Source organism: Pseudomonas sp. P4_C1, from assembly GCF_056402155.1.
This window is the reverse complement of the sequence record NZ_JBFUHY010000096.1, coordinates 1-16,459: the sequence shown is the minus strand read 5'-3', so window position 1 is coordinate 16,459 and position 16,459 is coordinate 1. Positions and strand designations below refer to the sequence as shown.

At 61.1% G+C, this 16,459-nt stretch carries 15 protein-coding genes; 8 read left to right on the top strand and 7 right to left on the bottom strand.

Annotated elements, in window-relative coordinates:
- Positions 1-108: 108 nt before the first annotated feature.
- Positions 109-534: a GNAT family N-acetyltransferase gene (locus AC1DU9_RS27395; protein WP_223461613.1), complete on the bottom strand. Its 426-nt coding sequence runs from the start codon at positions 532-534 to the stop codon at positions 109-111.
- Between the two features lie 166 nt (positions 535-700).
- Between AC1DU9_RS27395 and AC1DU9_RS27390 the strand changes: the two genes are divergently transcribed.
- Positions 701-1,294, top strand: a complete 594-nt coding sequence (locus tag AC1DU9_RS27390; RefSeq protein WP_223461615.1) for an NUDIX domain-containing protein — start codon at positions 701-703, stop codon at positions 1,292-1,294.
- Here the strand turns inward: AC1DU9_RS27390 and AC1DU9_RS27385 are convergent, their stop codons facing one another.
- Complete coding sequence (locus tag AC1DU9_RS27385; RefSeq protein ID WP_223461617.1) at positions 1,295-1,807, bottom strand: methylated-DNA--[protein]-cysteine S-methyltransferase; 513 nt, start codon at positions 1,805-1,807, stop codon at positions 1,295-1,297.
- Positions 1,808-1,943: 136 nt separating this feature from the next.
- On the opposite strand from AC1DU9_RS27385, the gene ggt reads away from it, so the two are divergent.
- From ggt to AC1DU9_RS27350, 7 genes are all read left to right on the top strand, one after another.
- Positions 1,944-3,671, top strand: a complete 1,728-nt coding sequence (ggt, locus tag AC1DU9_RS27380) for a gamma-glutamyltransferase (RefSeq protein WP_223461619.1) — start codon at positions 1,944-1,946, stop codon at positions 3,669-3,671.
- 69 nt (positions 3,672-3,740) lie between these two features.
- Complete coding sequence (locus AC1DU9_RS27375) at positions 3,741-4,274, top strand: cysteine hydrolase family protein (RefSeq protein WP_223461621.1); 534 nt, start codon at positions 3,741-3,743, stop codon at positions 4,272-4,274.
- Positions 4,275-4,663: 389 nt separating this feature from the next.
- Positions 4,664-5,686 carry a helix-turn-helix transcriptional regulator gene (locus tag AC1DU9_RS27370; RefSeq protein WP_477811066.1) on the top strand — a complete coding sequence of 341 codons (1,023 nt, stop codon included), beginning with the start codon at positions 4,664-4,666 and terminating at the stop codon, positions 5,684-5,686.
- Positions 5,687-5,887: 201 nt separating this feature from the next.
- Positions 5,888-7,684, top strand: a complete 1,797-nt coding sequence (locus tag AC1DU9_RS27365) for an amidohydrolase (protein ID WP_477811067.1) — start codon at positions 5,888-5,890, stop codon at positions 7,682-7,684.
- A gap of 18 nt (positions 7,685-7,702) precedes the next feature.
- A complete protein-coding gene (locus tag AC1DU9_RS27360; RefSeq protein ID WP_477811065.1) occupies positions 7,703-9,442 on the top strand; it encodes an amidohydrolase in 1,740 nt (579 codons plus the stop codon).
- A gap of 106 nt (positions 9,443-9,548) precedes the next feature.
- Positions 9,549-10,289, top strand: a complete 741-nt coding sequence (locus tag AC1DU9_RS27355) for a TorF family putative porin (RefSeq protein WP_223461627.1) — start codon at positions 9,549-9,551, stop codon at positions 10,287-10,289.
- A gap of 45 nt (positions 10,290-10,334) precedes the next feature.
- A complete protein-coding gene (locus AC1DU9_RS27350) occupies positions 10,335-11,723 on the top strand; it encodes a purine-cytosine permease family protein (RefSeq protein ID WP_223461630.1) in 1,389 nt (462 codons plus the stop codon).
- Positions 11,724-11,780: 57 nt separating this feature from the next.
- On the opposite strand, the gene AC1DU9_RS27345 is transcribed toward AC1DU9_RS27350, so the two are convergent.
- The 5 genes from AC1DU9_RS27345 to gcvH all read right to left on the bottom strand — a co-directional run bounded on the left by AC1DU9_RS27345 (position 11,781) and on the right by gcvH (position 16,113).
- Positions 11,781-12,497 (bottom strand): L,D-transpeptidase family protein, encoded by a 717-nt coding sequence (locus AC1DU9_RS27345; protein WP_477811064.1) that lies wholly within the window; start codon positions 12,495-12,497, stop codon positions 11,781-11,783.
- The gene (locus AC1DU9_RS27340) at positions 12,494-13,252 is read right to left on the bottom strand and encodes a M15 family metallopeptidase (RefSeq protein ID WP_477811063.1); all 759 of its coding nucleotides are present in this window, start codon (positions 13,250-13,252) and stop codon (positions 12,494-12,496) included. The genes AC1DU9_RS27345 and AC1DU9_RS27340 overlap by 4 nt, the downstream gene beginning before the upstream one ends.
- A gap of 30 nt (positions 13,253-13,282) precedes the next feature.
- Positions 13,283-14,275, bottom strand: a complete 993-nt coding sequence (lipA, locus tag AC1DU9_RS27335) for a lipoyl synthase (protein ID WP_477811062.1) — start codon at positions 14,273-14,275, stop codon at positions 13,283-13,285.
- Positions 14,276-14,442: 167 nt separating this feature from the next.
- Positions 14,443-15,699 (bottom strand): serine hydroxymethyltransferase, encoded by a 1,257-nt coding sequence (gene glyA / locus AC1DU9_RS27330; RefSeq protein WP_477811061.1) that lies wholly within the window; start codon positions 15,697-15,699, stop codon positions 14,443-14,445.
- A gap of 30 nt (positions 15,700-15,729) precedes the next feature.
- On the bottom strand, positions 15,730-16,113 hold the full coding sequence (gene gcvH, locus AC1DU9_RS27325; protein WP_477811060.1) for a glycine cleavage system protein GcvH: 384 nt from the start codon (positions 16,111-16,113) through the stop codon (positions 15,730-15,732).
- Between the last annotated feature and the right edge of the window lie 346 nt (positions 16,114-16,459).

The window sequence follows — 16,459 nt, the reverse complement described above, 5'->3', positions numbered from 1 at the left end:
CTGTAGGAGCGAGCCTGCTCGCGATAGCGGTAAGTCAGTCGACATCAATGTTGAATGACAGTCCGCCATCGCGAGCAGGCTCGCTCCTACAGTGGTTTTGTGTGCTGGTCAGTAGCTCAGGCGCTTCTGGAAGAAGAAGTGCTTGTGGCCTGGCGGGTAATCGGCAATGTGCCCGATCTCGCTGTAGCCGCATTTCTTGTAGAACTCCGGCGCCTGGAATTCAAAGGTGTCGAGCCACAGCCCGACGCAGCGTCGTTCCCGCGCCAGGTCCTCGGCCATCTGCATCAGTTTCGAACCCAGGCCCTGTCCCCGTGCCTGTTCCGGCACCACCAGCAAGTCGACGTACAGCCACTGGTAAAACAATCGGCCATGCAGGCCGCCGAGGATCTCGTCGTTGTCGTCGCGCACCAGCAAGGCGATGTGCTCAGGTACGTTACCTTCGGCCTTCGAGCCGTTGTACGCGCGCAATGGCTTGAGGATGGCCAGGCGTTGTTCTTCCGTGGGGTTTTGCGACAGTTCGATACGCAGGTTCATGGCTATATCCTTATGGCATGGAAGCCGCAGCCTATCCCGGTCGCAGCGATTGTTCCATCCCCGGAAAAGTTGAACCGTCGCCAACGCGCAGCTTGCTTGAGGGGACAAGTGCCGTTCGTTTTCACTTAACATGTGGACCCTCAGACAAATAACAGGACGCGTTGTCATGTCGAACACGGCCGAGCGGGTCAACATCCTTGAGTCCCAGGTGTTGTCCCACGACTGGTACCTGCTCAGGAAAATCACCTTCGATTACCAACGCAACAACGGCGAGTGGCAACGCCAGACCCGGGAAGTCTACGACCGTGGCAATGGCGCGGCGATTCTCTTGTACAACCGCGAAAAGAGAACCGTGGTACTGACCCGGCAGTTTCGCCTGCCGGTGTTCGTCAACGGCCACGATGGCCTGTTGATCGAAGTGGCAGCTGGGCTGCTGGAAGGCGCGGCGCCTGAAGATCGCATCCGCGATGAAGCCGAGGAAGAGACCGGTTATCGCGTGCACCATGTGCAGAAGGTGTTCGAGGCGTACATGAGCCCGGGTTCGGTGACGGAAAAGCTGCACTTTTTCATTGCCGAGTACGACGCGAAGTCGAAAGTCAGCGACGGTGGTGGACTGGAGGCGGAAACCGAAGAGCTGGAAGTGCTGGAGTGGGCGTTCGAGGACGCGCTCGAAGCGTTCTACCGCGGCGAAATCTGCGACGCCAAGACCATCATGCTGTTGCAGTATGCGGCGATGAAAAACCTCTTCGCCCAAGCATGATCAAAAGCCTGGCAGGCGTGCCGTGCCGGGCCATTGCCCGCCCTCCAGCGTCAGCAACAACTCCTTCGCCTCAAGCCCCCCGGCAAACCCGGTGAGCTTGCCCGACGCGCCAATTACCCGGTGACACGGCGCCACGATCGAGATCGGGTTCTTGCCATTCGCCGCACCCACTGCCCTTACCGCCGCCGGGTTGCCGATCTGTTCGGCGATCTGGCTGTAGCTGCGGGTCTCGCCGAACGGGATGGTCAGCAGCGCCGTCCAGACCTTCTTCTGAAATTCCGTGCCGGCAAAATCCAGTTCCAGTTCGAAGTGATCGCGGGTGCCGGAAAAATATTCGCGCAACTGCGCAGCCGTGTGCACCAGGATCGGGTTGTCCGGCGCTTCGCTCATCGGCCCCAGGCGCACCCGACCGGGTTTGTCGTTTTCCCAGAGGATGGCCGCCAGTCGCGAACCGTTCGCGACCAGCTTCAACTGGCCCACGGGTGAAGCCACGGTGGTGCAGGTATAGGTCATGCCAGGGCTCGCGCAAAATTGCTCAACAGGCGTAAAGGATACTGTCTCGACGGGGAGGCGCAAACCGTAATCCCGACCATACTTGGCTACGGCTTTTGAAGCGTTTTCCTACGTAATAACAAGAAGAGACCGACTCATGAAGTACGAACCTTTTGCCAAATCGCTGATTGCGACCTCATTGGCACTCAGCTGTCTGACTGCTCACGCCGCCTCCGTGGCCCCGGCTACCGGGGAAAACGGCATGGTGGTCACGGCCCAGCACCTGGCCAGCCATGTGGGCGTGGATGTGCTGAAGAAAGGAGGCAACGCCGTGGATGCGGCGGTCGCGGTCGGCTATGCGCTGGCGGTGGTGTACCCCGCGGCAGGCAACCTCGGTGGCGGTGGTTTCATGACCATTCAACTGGCGGACGGGCGCAAGACCTTCCTCGACTTCCGTGAAAAAGCGCCGCTGGCCGCAACCGCCAACATGTACCTGGACAAGGCGGGCAACGTCGTCCCTGATCTGAGTACCCGTGGCCACCTGGCCGTGGGCGTGCCGGGCACCGTTTCGGGCATGGAGTTGGCGCTGTCCAAGTACGGCACCAAGCCGCGCAAGGAAATCATCGCCCCGGCCATCAAGCTGGCTGAAGACGGTTTTGAACTGGAGCAGGGCGACGTCGATCTGCTGGACTACGCCACCGACATGTTCAAGAAGGACATGAAGGATTCCGGCTCGATCTTCTTGAGCAAAGGCGAGCCGATGCAGGTCGGCCAGAAACTGGTGCAAAAGGACTTGAGCAAGACCTTGCGGGAGATCTCCGAGAAAGGCGCCGACGGTTTCTATAAAGGCTGGGTGGCCGATGCCATCGTCACCTCCAGCCAGGCCAACAAGGGCATCATTACCCAGGCCGACCTCGACAAATACAAGACCCGCGAACTGGCGCCCATCGAGTGCGACTACCGTGGCTACCACGTGGTTTCGGCACCGCCACCGAGCTCCGGCGGCGTGGTGATCTGCGAGATCATGAATATCCTCGAAGGTTATCCGATGAAGGATCTGGGCTACCACTCGGCCCAGGGCATGCACTATCAGATCGAGGCGATGCGCCACGCCTATGTGGACCGCAACAGCTACCTGGGTGACCCGGATTTCGTGAAGAACCCGATTGCCCACCTGTTGGATAAAAACTACGCGACCAAGCTGCGCGACGCGATCAAGCCGCAAAAAGCCGCGGTATCCAGCGAACTCAAGCCCGGTGTAGCGCCCCATGAAGGCAACAACACCACCCATTACTCCATCGTCGACAAGTGGGGCAACGCGGTGTCGGTGACCTACACCCTCAACGACTGGTTCGGTGCCGGCGTGATGGCGAGCAAGACCGGGGTCATCCTCAACGATGAAATGGACGACTTCACCTCGAAGATCGGCGTGCCGAACATGTACGGCCTGGTGCAGGGCGAGGCCAACGCCATCGCCCCCGGCAAGGCGCCGTTGTCGTCCATGAGCCCGACCATCGTCACCAAGGACGGCAAAGTGGTGATGGTGGTCGGTACGCCGGGTGGCAGCCGGATCATCACCGCGACCTTGCTGACCATGCTCAACGTGATCGACTACGGCATGAACATCCAGGAAGCGGTGGATGCACCGCGGTTCCACCAGCAGTGGCTGCCGGAGGAAACCAACCTGGAAGCTTTCACCACCAGCCCGGACACGGTGAAAATCCTCGAAAGCTGGGGGCACAAGTTCGCAGGTCCACAGGATCCCAACCACCTGGCGGCGATCCTGGTCGGCGCGCCGTCCCTGGGCGGCAAACCGGTCGGCAAGAACCGTTTCTACGGAGCGAACGACCCACGGCGTAACACCGGGTTGTCGCTGGGTTATTGAGGGTTGTGTCTGGAGGGGGACGGGCTTATGTTCGTCCCCTGATCACTCGGCATATCAAGGAAGGAAATCATGACCACTGCGTTGTTAATCATCGACGTTCAACAGGCTTTGTGTTCCGGTGAGTACGAGTGCTTCGAGATTGGACGGGTCATCAACACCATCAATGACCTTTCTGCCCGGGCGCGTGAGGCCGGCGTGCCCGTGGTACTGATCCAGCACGAAGAAACGGGCAGCCCGCTGGCCCATGGCGCTGCCGGCTGGCAACTGGCCGAAGGGCTGCAAACCTCGCCCAAGGACCATCGCGTGCGCAAGACCACCGGGGATTCGTTCTACCAGACCAATCTGCAAAAATTGTTACCGGAAGAGGACTTCGAGCGCCTGGTCATCTGCGGCCTGCAGACTGATTACTGCGTCAACGCCACCGTGCGCCAGGCGCTGAAACTGGGCTACGACGTGGTGCTGGCGGGCGACGCCCATTCCACCGTCGACAACGGCAACCTCAGCGCCGAAGACATCATTGCCGAGCACAACAAGGACCTGGCGCACCTGACCGGTTCCGTGGCGCGGATCGATGTGATACCGGCCAAGGACATCCACTTCTGAAACCACAACATTCCCCTGTGGGAGCGGGCTTGCCCGCGATGAGGCCAGCACATTCAACATTGATGCTGGCTGACCCACTGCCTTCGCGAGCAGGCTCGCTCCCACAGTAATCCCGGTTGCTCGCAGATGTTGCGTACACCTACCAACCCTGTGTGCGAGCTTGCTCGCGATGGCGTCATTACAGCCAGCATCGGTGTCGGCTGACCCGCCGCTACCGCGAGCAGGTTCACTCCCACAGTAATTTCAGTCGCTGGCCGATTTTGCATACGCCCATTTACCCCGTGGGAGCGGGCTGTTTGTAACTATTGATGTCACGGCAAGCTGGACGCCATTCCCGACGCTATGGCATCGTCGAAACACCAGACCATGCAGTGAACGGGATCGCAACGATGGAGGAGGGAAACAAGGTCGACGACAACAGGTCGCTGACCACGCTGAAGGCGTTCAATCATTGCGTATTGCACCTGGGCCGGCTGGCGCGGGAGAGCGGGGCGTCGCGATTCATCGCCGATGGCCTGCAGGCATTCGGTCAACTGGTGCCCTTTGCGTCCGCCTGGTGGGGCGAGATGTCGACGCCAGGTCCTGATGTTCCCCCCCAGAGCTGGATGCACGGCAGCATCAATCTCCCCGAATCCTTTGCCGCCGAATGGCATCCGGTGGCGGCAAACGATCAGTTCTCCCACGCCACGCTCAACCGTCCCGGTGAGGTGGTGCGCGACAACGGTTTCAACGACCCGTGCGAAGCGGTCAATGATTTCGCCCGGCGCTACGATCTCTACCACTTGATGAGCATCACCTATGAGCTGCCCGAAAGCGGCTTGATGTTTTTCGTTTGTCTCTACCGTGACCAGCATGAACAGGCGTTCGAGGAGAGCGAAGCCGAGCTGTTTTCGGCATTCTGCGATCACCTGTTCCAGCTGTGGCGGTTCCAGGTGCAGGACATGATTCGCTTCGACAGCGAAAACGGCGCGAGTGATTTTGGTGTGGCGCGCATGGACGGCAGACTGCTGTATGTAGGCGCCAGGTTGTGCGCCGCCATTCAACGCGAACTGCCCGGCTGGAGCGGTTCAATGCTGCCGGGCGAGGTGATCGCGCAACTGTCGAAGGCGCCCTGCGTGATCCGCCTGGGCCGCTGCGCCCTGACCCTGAGCCCCAACGCCGGACATGTCATCCTGTCCCTGGAAGCAYCGTCGGGCGGGGACGGCCTGGCACCACGGGAACGCACGGCGGCGATGCTGTTCGCCGCCGGGCACTCCTACAAGGAAATCGCCAAAATGCTCGCCCTGAGCCCCGCGACCGTGCGCACCTATTTGCGTAACTGCTACTTGCAACTCGGTGTGAAAAGCAAGGTGGAACTGGGCTCGGCCCTGCGTTCGCCGGGTGCGCTGGCGGAGTCCGTGCGCCGGGATTAATCCCAGCGGTTTCAATTATTTGCCTTACCCCTCCTCATTTGCAGAGGTCCATTCGAACGCTGCGCCCTATAGGGTAGGCCCTGTCTATCAGGGGCTGGCGCAATCGCTTCGGGCCGCTTCAAAACAATAAGAACAGGGGTGAGGCATTTGAGACTTTCCAGGTTGTTCATCGCCGTTGCGTCGACAACGGCGTTTTCCTGCATGGCGTTGGCGGCGACACCCGCCGACACGGTCATGCGCAATGGCTACGTCTACACCGTCGATGGCCAGGATTCCGTACAGCAGGCCATTGCCATTTCGGGCGGCAAGATCGTCTATATCGGCAGCGATGCCGGGGTCGACGCCTACATCGGCAAGCAAACACAACTGATCGATCTGGCCGGGCGCATGCTGATGCCGGGCTTCGTCGATGCGCACATGCACCCCGGCGATGGCGGTCGCGCCATGACCTTGTGCGATTTGAAATACCAGACCCTGACCCGCGCGCAGTTTCAGGCGAGCATCCAGGCCTGCCTCGATGCCGACAAGGGCAAGGGCCCGGACGTGTGGCTGGAAGTCGGCAGCTGGGACCGCATGGGCATGACCGGGCTCGACGGCGACGCCGACAAATCGACCCTGGATGCGCTCAAGACCAAGCGCCCGATCCAGGTGCGCTCCACCGACTTCCACACCGTGCTGACCAACTCTCGCGGCCTGGAACTGGCCGGCATCAACAAGTACACCGCCGACCCCGAAGACGGCAAATACCGACGCGACAGCGCCGGCAACCCGAACGGCATCTGCGAAGACGGTGCCGCCGAATCGTTGGCCGCCGTGGTGCCACCCGCCACCGACGCGGAAAAACTCAATCAGGTTCGTGCAGCCCTCGACGCCATGCGCCAGCAAGGCATCACCAGTTTCTTCGATGCGCTGTCGGGACCTGAAAACGGCAAAGCCTTCACCAGCCTGCAAAAGACCGGCGAGCTGACCGCCCGGGCCTTGCTGGCGATCAAACTGGACCCGGCCGCCGCTGCCGCCGACCCGGTGAAAACCATCGCCGAGGCCAAGGCTTTGGCCAGCACTTACGATCAGGGCGAAGTGAACGTGGCGCCGGGCGTGAACATGCGTCACGTCAAACTGTTCATGGATGGCATCATCAATGCCCCGGCAGACACCGGCGCCATGTTGACCCCCTACCTGCACAACAGCGGCACCGACAAGGCGCCGAAATGGACGCCGGGCAAGAACCTGGGCGAACTGTACTTCCCGCCGCAAGTGCTCAATCCGTTGTTGCTGCAAGCGGTCAAGGCCGGTTTCGACCCGCACCTGCACGCCACCGGCGAGCGCGCGGTGCGGGATGCACTGGACAGTGTCGCCTACGTGCGCAAGGAACTGCCCGGTACTGATTTCCGTCCGGCCATCGCTCACGCCGAGTCTGTCGACCCTGCCGACTATTCGCGCTTCAAGGCACTGGACGTCACGGCCACCATGTCGTTCCAGTGGGCACAGCAGGCACCGTCCACGGTCGATGGCACCAGTGATCACCTTGGTGCCGCGCGATTTGCGCGCATGGAACCCTCGGGCAGCATCGCCCATGCTGGCGGCCGCGTGGCGTTTGGCAGCGATTGGCCGGTCGATCCCCTCGATGAGTTCCTGGCGCTGAAAGTCGGTGTCACCCGTTCCGGCGACCCGACCAATCCGCACAGCTATGGCCCCAAGTATGCCGGGCGACTCAACACCGATCCGGCGTTGTCGCGAGCCGAAGTGCTGCGCAGCATCACCCTCAGTTCCGCCGAACAGCTGAAGCTGGACGCGGTGTTGGGGTCGGTCGAAGTCGGCAAGTTCGCTGACCTGATCGTGCTCGACAAGAACTTCATGCAGGTGCCCGAGGAGGAACTGGGCCGCAATGACGTGCTGCTGACGCTGGTCGGCGGCAAGGTCGTGTGGGCCAAGGCGCCGTTCCTGGGGATTGCGCCGCACGTGGTTTCCCAAGCTGTTACTTCCCGATCCGCCCCATAAAAACCAGAGAGCGTTCCGATGCGATTCATTCCAAACCTGTTGGCCGCCGCGCTGGCCTTGTCCTCGGTACAAGCGATGGCCGCCGCTGACCTGGTGTTGTTCAATGGCAAGGTCTTTACCGCCGAACCCGGCCAGGCGCTGGTGCAGGCTGTTGCGGTGCAAGACGGCAAGATTCTGAAAGTGGGCAGCGATGCCGAAATCAATGCCCTGGCCGATGCAAAGACCCAGCGCATCGACCTGGCCGGCAAGGTGTTGATGCCAGGCATGATCGACACCCACAGCCACCCGGTCTCGGGCGCCTTCGACAGCATGAAGGCCAACCTGCTGGACGAGGTCAAACCCTTGCCGGAACTGGAGCAATGGTTGATCGAAGAAGACAAGGCCGGACGAGCCCGCTCCGGCGATGTGATCAGCGTGGCCGGGGTCAGTTCGGCCTACTGGGAGAAAAGCCGCGAACTGGGCAAGCTGTTCAACCAGGGACGCTGGGCCGATCAGCCCATCGTTTTCAGTGGCATTGACGGCCACACCGGTTGGGCCAACAACGCGATGCTCAAGCGCCTGAACATCGACGCGGCTTTGGTGAAAAGCCTACCGGAGAAAGAGCGCGGTTACATCGGCCATGAAGCGGACTTCACCCCTAATGGCTACTTTGCCGAATCCCGCTGGGACGTGGTGCGCAACGGTATTCCTGCGCCCAGCCCCCAGACCATGCTCAAGGCCGCGAAAGAGGCGGTGCGGGTCAACAACCAATACGGTATCACTGCCTGGATGGACGCGGCGGCGAACGGCGGCAGTGAAGATTCGCTGTTCGATTTCCATGCCACCGCAGAAAGTGTCGGCGTGCTGCCGCTGTACAAGGAGCTGGCGCAGAACGGCGAACTCAGTGCCCACGTCGCCGCGTTGATGGTCACCAATCCGAAGAGCAAACCCGCCGACCTGGAAGTGATTGCCACTGTGATGAAGCAATTCGAGGGCGTGCCTAACCTGACGTTCCCCGGCATCAAGGTGTTTGTCGACGGCATTCTCGAATTCCCGGGGCAGACTGCAGCGGTCATCGTGCCGTTCAAGAACAGCCATAAAAATGGTCAGTTGCTGACCGACCCGGCGCACTTCGGCGAACTGGTGGTGGCGGCGGAAAAACGCGGCTGGATCGTGCACATGCATGCCGTCGGCGATCGCGCGGTGCGTGAAGCGCTCAATGGCGTGGCGTATGCGCGCAAGCTCAGCCCGACGCCCGTGCCCCACAGCATCGCGCACCTGCAACTGGTCAACCCAAAGGAGTTTCCACGCTTCAAAGAACTGGGCGTGATCGCCTCGATGCAACTGCTGTGGGCCACCGGTGAGTCCTACACGGTCGAACTGGTCAAGCCTTACATCAGCGCCTTTGCCTACGGTTACCAGTATCCCGCGCGGTCCCTGCATAACGCTGGCGCAACGATTGCCGGTGGCAGCGACTGGCCGGTGTCCAGTCCCAACCCGTTCAACGCCATTGCCCAGGCCAGTACGCGCAAAGGTCCGTTGGGCGTACTCAATGCCAAGGAAAGCATCGACCGCCAGACCATGTTCTACGCCTACACCATCAACGCGGCGAAAACCCTGCGCCTGGAGCAACAGATCGGTTCGCTGGCACCGGGCAAGCAGGCTGACCTGATCATCCTCGACCGCGACGTGTTCAAGGTCAGCGATGACGACCTGTTCGAAACCAAAGTCCTGAACACCTTCTTCGCCGGCAAGCAGGTCTACGCCCCCGCGTCCTGACCTGCGAACACCCAGCACACGTAAAACCGCCAGCCCCTCGTCACGCGAGGGGTGTGGCATCGCCATGCCTGAAATTCCCCGTACGCCATAACAACAAGAGAACTGTATGAACGCACTTTCAGCATTGACCCTCGCCGCACTCGCACTGGCCCCCCTGACCAGCCAGGCCCTGACCCTCAATGATGACTTCAGTCTGGACATGACCCTGGGCATCGTCAGCGACTACCGCACCCGGGGCATCTCGCAAACCCAGGGCGATCCGGCGGTACAGGGCGGCGCAACGCTGCTGCACAGCAGTGGCCTGTACATCGGCGCCTGGACCTCCAACGTGGATTTCGGCGGCGGCTTCGATACCCGGCAGGAGCTTGAGTACTACGCCGGTTACTACTGGCAGGCGACGGACGCGATCAGCCTGGACCTTGGCTACATCAAGTACGACTACCCGAAAAATTCCGAATTCAACTTGAGTGAGGTCTACGCCGTCCTTGATGTCTATGGCGTGAAGCTCGGCGCCTATTACTCGAACGACACGCCTAACGTTTTCGGCGAAGACCAGGACACGCTCTACACCTACGTCGGCTACAAATTCGCGCTGCCGGCCGAAGTCGGCCTGGAGCTGCGGGTGGGACGCAACGATGTGAAAGACCCGGCTTTCTGGTCCGCCGACGGCGACAACCGCGAGGCTTACTACGAGTGGGAAGCCAAGCTGACCCGCGACTTTGTCGGCGTGACCTGGGGGCTGAGCTATGTCGACACCGACCTGACGAAAAGCGAGTGCAGTGGCTGGTATGGCTATGACGATCTGTGCTCGGCCACGGTCGTTGCAAGCGCCACCAAAAGCTTCTAAGTTCATCCCCGACAACAAAAACAGTTCCTCAAAGGAAACATCGTCATGAGTGCGCAACGAAGTCCCCTGATCGAGACCCGCTCGATCGATTTCATTCCCGAGGCTGAGCGACACGGCAGTCTCTACAGCCAGTTCACCCTGTGGCTCGGCGCCAACCTGCAAATCACCGCCATCGTCACCGGCGCCCTGGCCGTGGTGCTGGGCGGCGATGTGTTCTGGTCGCTGATCGGTTTGCTGATCGGGCAAGTGCTCGGCGGTGCCGTGGTGGCGCTGCACGCGGCGCAAGGGCCGAAGCTTGGACTGCCGCAGATGATCTCCAGTCGCGTGCAGTTCGGCGTGTACGGCGCGGCGATCCCGATTGTCCTGGTGTGCCTGATGTACCTCGGTTTCAGCGCCACCGGCGCAGTGTTGTCGGGGCAGGCGATCGCGCAGTTGATCAGTGTCAGCGACAGCACCGGCATCCTGATTTTCGCGGCGTGCATCGCGTTCCTGACGATCTTCGGTTATCGGGTGATTCACCTGGTCGGGCGGGTGGCCAGCGTGCTGGGCATCATCGCCTTCGCCTACCTGTTCACCCGGTTGATGACCCTCAACGACATCGGCCTGCTGCTCGACAATCGTCACTTTGGCTGGAGCACCTTCCTGCTGGCGGTTTCGCTCTCGGCGTCCTGGCAGATCGCCTTCGGCCCCTATGTGGCGGACTACTCGCGCTACCTGCCGAGCAAGACTTCGTCGTGGAAAACCTTCGCCGCTGTCGGCCTCGGCACGGTGCTGGGAGCGCAGACTTCGATGGTGCTGGGGGTGTTCGCCGCCGCACTGGCCGGGGCGAATTTCCGTGGGCACGAAGTGGCGACCATTGTCGGCCTGGGCAGCACCGGGGTGATCGCGTCCCTGCTGTACCTGAGCATTGTCTTCGGCAAGGTCACAGTGTCCACCCTCAACGCCTACGGCAGTTTCATGTGCATCGCCACCATCATCAGTGGCTTTCGTCGTCGCCTGGAAATCACCGCCCGCCAGCGCATGCTGTTTGTGCTGCTGATCGTCGCGGCGTCCACCGCGCTGGCGTTGCTGGGGCAGTACTCGTTCCTCAACTCGTTCAAGTACTTCATCCTGTTTTTGCTGACGTTCTTCACCCCGTGGAGCGCGATCAACCTGGTGGATTACTACTTCATCAACAAGGAGCGTTACGACATCCCGGCGCTGTCCGACCCGGCAGGGCGCTACGGTCGCTGGAACGTGCTGGGGATCAGCGTGTATGTGATCGGCGTGTTGATCCAGTTGCCGTTTGTCGACACCCATTTCTACTCAGGACCAATGGTTGCGCAACTGGGCGGGGTGGATATTTCGTGGATTGTCGGGCTGCTGGTGCCGAGTGTGATCTATTACGCGCTGGCCAAGCCGTCGATGGGTGCGGTGGTGGTTGAGCGGGGGTAATACCCGCACCTGTGGCGAGGGAGCAAGCTCCCTCGCCACAGGTTCAGCGTTTACCAGTTAGCGCTTCGGCAGTCTCCAGCGCTCGCGCAACTGCTCGTACTGCGCTTCGGGCAGTTGCACCAGTACCGGGGATTTGCCCGGGTCCAACCAGTTGAACAAGCGTGCGATATCCGCCGGGTCCATGGCCGTACAGCCACGGGTCGGCGCCGTGGGACCGCGCCAGATGTGGAAGAAAATGCACGATCCGGCAGCAGGAGAGGCCGGAGTGTTGTGCTGGATAACGATGCCTTGGCGGTACAGCTCATCCGAGCGGCGCATCCGTTCGGAGCTGCTCCAGTCTTTTTCCACGACCGCTGCGTTGACCAGTTCGTTGTAACGCGTGGACTGGCTGTCATCCACGCATTCGATGGTTGGCGTCAACGGGAGATAATGCAGGCGGGTTTCGGCCGAAGGCTCGTAGCCGAAGGCCGTGCCCAGCTTGAACATTCCGGCCGGTGCCTTGCCGTCGCCTTCCTGTTTGACCGGCCCTTCAGGCTGCCCGATATCGAGCAGCCCCTTGCCCCAGCCCATGCCGTTCTTGCCTAGCACCACTGCAAACGGCGCTTCGAACTTTTCAAAGGTCTTGCCGCGCCGTTCATAGCGCTGGGCAGTACCCTGGATGTCATCCCAGCCTTTACTGATGACCACGATCAGTTGATCGCTGCCATCGAGTCCCTGGGCCATTGCGGCCAGCGGAAAAAACGCCATCAACAGGGCCTTGAGCAGAGTGTTCATGGTGCAAGCGGCATGATGGGGAAGTCCATGACGTCCGGCTTCGGCGGATTCCCGCTGTACGTGAAGTGCCACCACTCGGCCGAATAACCCACAAAGCCTTCCTTGGCCATGGCACTGGTCAGGCGCTGGCGATTGGCTTTGGCCGTGGTGTTGATCAGCGTCGAGTCGGTGTGCGCCTGCTCATCGAAGCAATCGAAACCGGTGCCCATGTCGAGCGCACCGTCGTGCCAGCGCTGGCCGTAAGGCGCCGTGCAATCCACCGGTTTGACGGAAGGCGTCCAAGTATCGGCAGGCAGGGCGTCGGGACCGATCAGGGTCAGGTCGACGGTGTTGCCCCGGGAATGATTGGACACCCGGGCCACATAACCCAGGCGCCAGAAGTCCTGCTTGTCGACCCGTGGATAGAACTCGGTCTTGAGCGGGTCGCCGGGCTCGGTGGCGAAGCGTCCCATGTCCGCCACCGCGCGCTTGGGTCGATAGCAGTCGAACACCTTCAAGCCGTAGCCTTCGGCTTTCAGTGCCGCTTGTACCCGACCCAGCGCTTTGGTCGCGTCTACCGACAACAGACACTCCGCCGCCTGATAGCCGTCCAGCGCATGCCCGGTGAAGTTGTGGGCGCCGGCATAGCGGATGTCCTGCTCGATGCCCGGATCGATGCTGCGCACATACACCATGTGCTCGGGCCTCGGCTCATCGGCAAGGCAAGGTGTGGCGAGGCTCAGGCATAGCAGTAACAGACAGGGTGAACGAGACATCGGCAACGGCTCCAGGCATGACCAGTCTGTTCATGATGGCTTGAAACCGTCGCCGCCTCCATGCAGTTGTTGGTCAGCATGATACGACGAGCGCACCAACGGGCCGGACGCGACATTCCTGAAGCCCATGCGCGTACCTTCTTCGGCGAACCAGGCAAAGGTGTCGGGATGCACGAAACGCTGCACCGGCAAGTGACTGCGCGACGGTTGCAGGTATTGGCCGAGGGTCAGCATGTCGATGTCGTGTTCGCGCATGCGCTGCATGACCTCGATGACTTCCTCGTCGGTTTCGCCAAGGCCCAGCATCAGGCCGGATTTGGTCGGCACGTGGGGTACCGATTGCTTGAATTTCTGCAGCAGGTCCAGCGACCACTCGAAGTCCGAACCCGGCCGCGCGGCCTTGTACAGGCGCGGTACGGTTTCCAGGTTGTGGTTGAACACATCCGGTGGCTCGTTGGCGGTGATCGCCAGGGCCACGTCCATGCGTCCACGATAATCCGGCACCAGGGTTTCCAGTTGCACGCCGGGCGACAGCTTGCGGATCTCGCGCAGGCAATCGACAAAGTGCTGGGCGCCGCCATCGCGCAAATCATCGCGGTCCACCGAGGTGATCACCACGTACTTCAGGCGCAGCTCGGCGATGGCCACGGCCAGGTTCATCGGTTCGTTGACGTCCAGCGGCTTGGGCCGGCCATGGCCGACATCGCAGAACGGGCAACGGCGGGTGCAGATGTCGCCCATGATCATGAAAGTCGCGGTGCCACCGGAAAAACACTCACCGAGGTTCGGGCAGGACGCTTCTTCGCAGACGCTGTGCAGCTTGTGCTTGCGCAACAGTTGCTTGATCCGGTCGACCTCCGGGGACACCGGGATGCGTACACGAATCCAGTCGGGTTTGCGCGGCAATTCCTCGGTGGGGATGATCTTCACCGGAATCCGCGCGACCTTTTCCGCGCCGCGCAGTTTGGTGCCGATTTCCACTTTCGCCGGGCTCTTGCCGGTCGATTCGACAATGGCATTCATGATGCTTTCCTTGTGCAGCAGGGTACTGAACCTGTGGGAGACCCCTGTGGGAGCGAGCTTGCTCGCGATGGCGGACTTACATTCAACATCAATCCTGGATGTACTGGCCTCATCGCGAGCAAGCTCGCTCCCACAGGGTTTTTCCCACAGGGTTTTGTGTTGTGTGCTCAGTCGCGGTAAACCGGGAAGTCGGCGCACAGGGCGGCCGCCTGCCGTGCGACATTGGCCTCGATATCGGCATCGCCCAGGTGATCGAGGATGTCGCAAATCCATCCAGCCAACGCAATGCTCTGCGCTTCCTTGAAGCCACGGCTGGTGATCGCCGGCGTGCCGATGCGCAGGCCGGAGGTCACGAATGGCGATTGCGGATCGTTGGGCACGGCGTTCTTGTTCACGGTGATGCCGGCACGCCCGAGGGCGGCGTCGGCGTCCTTGCCGGTGAGGCCCTGGCGGATCAGGCTGACCAGGAACAGATGGTTGTCGGTACCGCCGGACACCACGTCATAACCGCGTTCGATAAACACCTGCGCCATGGACTGGGCGTTACGGATCACTTGCGCCTGATAGGTCTTGAAGCCTGGTTCCAACGCTTCTTTGAAGCACACGGCCTTGGCGGCGATCACGTGCATCAGCGGGCCGCCCTGGCCGCCGGGGAATACCGCGGCATTGAGCTTCTTCTCCAGTTCAGCATTGGCCTTGGCCAGAATCAGACCGCCACGGGGGCCGCGCAGGGTCTTGTGGGTGGTGGTAGTGACCACGTCGGCGTAGGGCAGCGGGTTCGGGTACAGACCGGTCGCCACCAGGCCGGCGACGTGGGCCATGTCGACGAAAAAGTACGCGCCGACCTTGTCGGCGATCTGGCGGAAGCGCGGGAAGTCCAGGGTCTTCGAATAGGCCGAGAACCCGGCGATGATCATTTTCGGCTGGTGCTCGACCGCCAGGCGCTCGACTTCGTCGTAATCGATCAGCCCTGTTTTGGTGTCGATGCCGTATTGCACCGCGTTGTAGAGCTTGCCGGAAAAACTCACCTTGGCACCGTGGGTCAAGTGACCGCCGTGGGCCAGGCTCATGCCCAGCACGGTGTCGCCGGCTTGCAGCAGGGCCAGATAAACCGCGGCGTTGGCCTGGCTGCCGGAGTGGGGCTGGACGTTGGCGTAGTCGGCGCCGAACAGCTGCCTGGCGCGGTCGATGGCCAGTTGCTCGACCACATCGACATGCTCGCAGCCGCCGTAGTAACGCTTGCCCGGATACCCTTCGGCGTACTTGTTGGTCAGGCCGCTGCCTTGCGCCTCCATCACCCGCTGGCTGGTGTAGTTTTCCGAGGCGATCAGTTCGATGTGGTGTTCCTGCCGCGCATCCTCGGCGCTCATCGCCGCCAGCAGTTCGTCGTCATAGCCTTTGATCTGGTCGTGCTTGCTGAACATGGTGTGGTCCTTGTGTGGAAGGGTTGGGCTTCAAGCGTCGGCGTGTTCTGCGGTCAGGCGTTCATAGGCGTCTTGATCCAGTAGATCGCTCAGCGCCAGGGCATCGACCGGTTTGAAGCGAAAGAACCAGCCTTCGCCCAATGGGTCTTCGTTGACCAGTTCCGGGGTACTCTCGAGCGTCGCGTTGATCTCGACCACTTCACCGTCCAGCGGCATGCCGATGCTGCTGGCGGCCTTCACCGATTCCAGTACCGACACTTCAGCGCCTGCAGCGAAGGTGCCCAGTTCAGGCACCTGAACGAACACCACATCCCCCAGCGCCTGCTGGGCAAACGCCGTGATGCCGACGGTGACCAGGCCATTGCTCTCAAGGCGCAACCATTCGTGATCGACGGTAAAACGCAATTGGCTCATATCAACTCCTTATTGTTTTTAGGCTCGTGGCGGGGCGACGAGCGGGGTTGGAGGAGTGATAGCAAGGGCGGTGCCAAGGTTTTTTATTTGTTTTAAATCAATGGTTTGGAGTGATTTTATTAAGTGCGAGAGATTTCATCCGTATTGAAATCAGTACAGACAAGCAGGGCTGTGGGCGCAGACGCCGTAAATGCGGGGTGGGAAAGGTTTTGTCTTGATTTCGCTACGCTGTATCGATTTGAAGACGGAGAATTCAGCAACAACACTGATCCCCTGTGGGAGCGAGCTTGCTCGCGATGAGGGAGTGTCAGTCAATATCAATGTGACTGTCATACCGCTATCGTCG